Source organism: Acidovorax sp., from assembly GCF_046314175.1.
Lineage (GTDB): Bacteria > Pseudomonadota > Gammaproteobacteria > Burkholderiales > Burkholderiaceae_C > Acidovorax.
Window position 1 is genome coordinate 1 of sequence record NZ_JBKBXG010000172.1, and the last position, 4708, is coordinate 4708.

The 4708-nt window shown below is 63.1% G+C and carries 3 protein-coding genes; all 3 read right to left on the reverse strand.

Going from position 1 to position 4708, the window contains the following annotated elements:
• The coding region (locus ACK4OE_RS25180; protein ID WP_409889162.1) for a hypothetical protein at window positions 1–269 on the reverse strand (269 nt) is incomplete at its 3' end.
• Window positions 270–369: 100 nt separating this feature from the next.
• On the reverse strand, window positions 370–3516 hold the full coding sequence (locus ACK4OE_RS25185) for an efflux RND transporter permease subunit (protein ID WP_409889163.1): 3147 nt from the start codon (window positions 3514–3516) through the stop codon (window positions 370–372).
• A gap of 14 nt (window positions 3517–3530) precedes the next feature.
• The gene (locus tag ACK4OE_RS25190; protein ID WP_409889164.1) at window positions 3531–4661 is read right to left on the reverse strand and encodes an efflux RND transporter periplasmic adaptor subunit; all 1131 of its coding nucleotides are present in this window, start codon (window positions 4659–4661) and stop codon (window positions 3531–3533) included.
• Window positions 4662–4708 lie beyond the last annotated feature (47 nt).

A 4708-nucleotide genomic window follows, 5' to 3' on the forward strand; every position in this document is an offset into this window, starting at 1 on the left:
GGCGCCTCTGCCTTTTCGGTACCGTTGAGCACGGTAACCTTGCCGCCAAACTTGGATGCGTCCGCATCCTCGTCGTGGTCCACGATGTAGATTGCCGCACCTTCAGCGGTGGCGACCAGCTCGAACGACAGATCGGAAGCGGTCTGCACCACGCCGCCGTGAGCGGGTTCGGCTGAACCATGGGCCATTGCCGCAGGCGCACTCGCCAGGGATGCCATCACGATTGCGGTGGCTGCCATCAGCTGGGAGAAGTTCTTTTTCATGGTCATTTGGATTTCCTTCTGTTGAGATTGATTCACTGGCGCGCTTCAAAAGGCAGCGCGCCCAGGCCTATCAGAAATTTGCGGAAAATTCAGCTGGAGCCTGGGGTCAGAAGGCCTCCTGGCTTGTCGGTTCGCTTTCAGCTTGTGCGCTGCCGCCCTCAATCAAGTGCCGGGTGGCACTTTCGCCGAAAAGCCAGAACATCACGGGCGTCAGCAGCGTGTCCAGCAAGGTTGAGCTGACGAGTCCACCAAAAATCACGACCGCCACCGGATGCAGGATTTCCTTACCAGGTGCATCGGCCGCCAACAGCAGCGGGGTCAGCGCAAAGGCTGCCACCAGCGCCGTCATCAACACCGGGGTCAACCGCTCCAGCGAGCCGCGCACGATCATGGGTTGGCCAAAGACCTCTCCCTCGAACTTGCACAGGTTGATGTAGTGGCTGACCTTCAAAATCCCGTTGCGCGTGGCAATGCCCGCCAGCGTGATGAAGCCCACCATGGAGGCCACCGACAGGCTCACCCCCGCCAGCCACATCGCAGCCACGCTGCCGATGAGCGCCAGCGGAATGTTGGCCATGATGATCCCGGCCAACACCGCCGACTTGTAGCGTACATACAAAACGAGAAAGATCATTGCCAAAGACACCAGCGACAAGCCGACGATCAGTTGCATCGCTTGCTCCTGGGCCTGGAACTGGCCTTCCAGACTCAGAAAGGTCCCCGGTGGCAATGGCGTCTTTGCCATCACCGCACGAATGTCGGCAATGACGCGGCCCATGTCGGAGCCGTCCGTGTTGGCATAAACGACGATGCGCCGACGACCGTTTTCTCGGCCAATCTGGTTGGGTCCATCGGTTTCCTGGACCGTGGCGATGGCAGACACCGGTATCTGCCCCGCAGGCGTGTCGATCAGCGTGCGAGCCAGATCCTGAGGGCTGCGTTTGTCATCGGGCAGGCGCAGCACCAATTCATAGCGGCGCAGGCCATCCACGATCTGCGCACCATGGGCACCATCCGTCAGGGTCTGCAGTATCCGCACCGCTTCGCCTGGAGACAAACCGACCTGCGCGGCCTTGCGGTGGTCCAGCCGTACCGTGATCTGGGGAATCAGCACCTGTTTTTCCACGGTCAGATCCACCAGCGCTGGAACGCCCGAGAGTCCCTGGCGCATTTGCTCGGCCAGGCCCCGCAAGGTGTCGGTGTCATCGCCGAAGATCTTGAGCGCGATCTGAGCCCGCACCCCTGACAAAAGGTGGTCCAGTCGGTGGGAGATCGGCTGGCCAATAGCCACCTGCGCAGGAAGGACGGCCAGGCGGGCCCTGATGTCTGCCATCACGGCCTCCCGGTCCCGGGCGGACCGCTTCAGGTCCACATCGATCTCGGCCGAGTGCACGCCTTCGGCATGTTCATCCAGCTCGGCGCGCCCCGTTCGGCGTCCGACCTGGGTGACCTCGGGGACTTCTGCGATCAGCGTCTCTGCCAACGCCCCCATGCGATTGGCTTCCGCCAGCGCAGTGCCTGGGTTGAACACCATGCCCAACACCAGCGAACCCTCATTGAAGGCAGGCAGAAAGGCGCGTGGAAAAAACGGGACGCTTGCAGCTGCTGCAGCTACCGCCAGTGCAGCGACAGCCATCAGCACCTTGGCGCGAGAAAACGACCAGCTGAGCACTTGCGCATCCCGCCGCTTGAGCCAGGCGACCAGGGTGCTGTCACCATGGTCCAACCGTTTCATCCCCGGCAACAGGTAAAGGCACAGCACGGGCGTAACCGTCATTGAGACCAGCATCGATGCCAGCACCGACACGATGTAGGCGATGCCCAGGGGCGTGAACAGGCGACCCTCGATGCCCGGCAGCGCAAACAGCGGCACAAACACCAGCACCACGATGGCGGTGGCGTAGACGATGCCCGAGCGGACTTCCACGCTCGCCCGGCGCACGACCTCCAGCATGGACAGTGGATTGCCATGGGCACGGTTTTGCTTCAGCCTGCGCAGGATGTTCTCCACATCCACCACCGCGTCGTCCACCAGCTCGCCGATAGCAATGGCCAGGCCGCCCAGGGTCATGACGTTGATGGACTGGTCCAGTAGGCGGAACACCATGGCCGTCACGGCCAGCGACAACGGTATCGCCACGAGCGAGATCAAAGTGGTTCGCGCGGACAACAGGAAGGCGAACAACACGATGGCCACCATGATGGCGCCGTCCCGCAAAGCCTCGGTCACGTTGCCGATGGACGCCTCGATGAAGTCCGCCTGACGAAACAACACCTTCGGAGCAGCCAAGCCCACGGGCAGCCCCTGTTTGAGATCCCCCAATGCCGCTTCGATGGCGTGGGTGAGCTTGACGGTATCGGCCGCAGGCTGCTTTTGCACACTGACGATGACGGCAGGCACGCCGCTGTATCCGGCGTCACCGCGCTTCATGGCGGCAGCGAACCGGACATTGGCCACCTGTTCCAGCAAGATGGCTCGGCCATCCTTCCAGGCCACCGCCACGCCCTGCAGGTCCTCGACACGGCTGGTACGGCCGATGTGGCGGATGAGGAATTCACGGCTGTTGAGGTCGATGAAGCCACCTCCCGCATTCCCCGCAAAGCCTCGAAGGGCCTGCTCGATCTGCGTCAATGTCACCCCGAACTGTGCCATGCGTGCCGTGTCCGGCTCCACCCGCAACTGGCGCACTTCGCCGCCGATGGGGATGACCTGTGAAACCCCTGGAATCGACAGCAGTCTTGGGCGCAGCACGAAGTCCGCGTACTCACGGGCCTGCATGGGTGTCGCTGCGGCGGCCTTACCATCGCCTGCTGCCAACGGCAGTGCGATGAGCATGACTTCGCCCATGATGGAAGACACTGGCCCCATGACGGGCGTGATGCCCCCGGGGAGTTGCTCCCGCACCAGTGCCAGGCGCTCCGCCACGAGCTGGCGGTTGCGGTAGATATCGGTCCCCCAATCGAACTCGGCATAGAGAATGGACAGGCCAACCCCAGATGTAGAGCGAACCCGCGTGACCCCCGGCATGCCGTTGAGCGCGGTCTCCAGAGGGAAGGTCACCAGCTGCTCGACTTCTTCGGGCGCCATACCTCCTGCTTCCGTCAAGACGGTGACCAGGGGTTTGTTGAGGTCGGGAAACACATCGACTGGCGTGCGCCATGCGGTGATGGCCCCGTAGACCATCAGCAGCGCCGCGACCGCCAGGACGAACAGGCGGTTGTGAAGGCTGTTCCTTACGATCCAATTGAACATTGCGTGGGCTCCGTTCAGCGGATCTGTGCGATCAGCGGTGCACCTTGCACCACCACGCGGTTGTCAGCGCCCAGGCCCTGCGTGACGACCACCGTGGCGGCGTCCAAAGACCGATATTGCACCGGTTGGGGAATGTAGCGCTCTGCACCGGACTTGATCAAGACCACCGGTTCGTTGGCGCTGTTGCGCACGACGGCCTGCGCAGGCAGGACAAAGCCTTTGACCTGCTCGTTCAACGAGGCCACGACGGTGACGGGCTGTCCGACCGCCAGCGGCAAAGCCTTGCCCGATTGATCCGGAACCGCCCTGAAGGTCATTGGCAGCACGCCATCGCGCAGGCTGCGCGCAGCGCCGATCAGCTGCAACTTGACGCCAGGCACGTCCTGCAAGTGGGCTGTACCCGTGCGTGCGGGCAAGCCAGGATCTGCAGTGGTGGCCTCCACCAACACTCGTGCAGGGTCAATCACCTCGAACAAGACTTCGCGAGCCTCGACCACCTGGCCTTTAGTCACATCGGCCCTGGCAATCACCCCGGAGACGGGAGCCCGCAAGGCCTCTCGGGCCGCAAGGCTCGCGCCAATGCTTTTCTCGCGCGCAGTGAGGCTCTGCAGTTCGGCGCGTGCGGCCTCGATCTCCTTGCGCGGCACCGTGCCTTCAAGGGACTGCAGCCGCTGCACCCGCTGTGCGGCCAGTTCCCGGCCACTGCGCAACTCGGCGAGCTGGGCCTGCTGGTTGGCCAGGGCATAGGGCTCGGCGTGATGGGCCACATAGGCCAGCACCTCTCCTTGCCGCACGGTCTGACCGGCAACCGGCAGACCGCGTGGTCCCGCTTCGATCCGTCCCCCATGGATCGCCTGGACACGACCGCTCGCATTGGGGTCCACGACCACACGGCCTGACAACTCGATGGTGGCGGCGGTTTGGGTTTCCGGGGTCAACTGTGTGCGGATACCCAGGCGCCGTTGGGCGAGCATCGGAACGTTGACACTACCGTCTGGCAACCGCATCAAACCGGATGCGTTGACCGCCGTGGGGGCATCCAGATGCTCACCATTGGGGCCGTGGGCACCAGGCGCTGCGACGGCAACAGGTGGGAACATCGCCGCGATGCACGTGATGACACTCAAGCCGAAAACATGAAACATGCTGGTTGCCTTGGTTTTTTCCATCGATGAGTTCACAGCGAACCTCC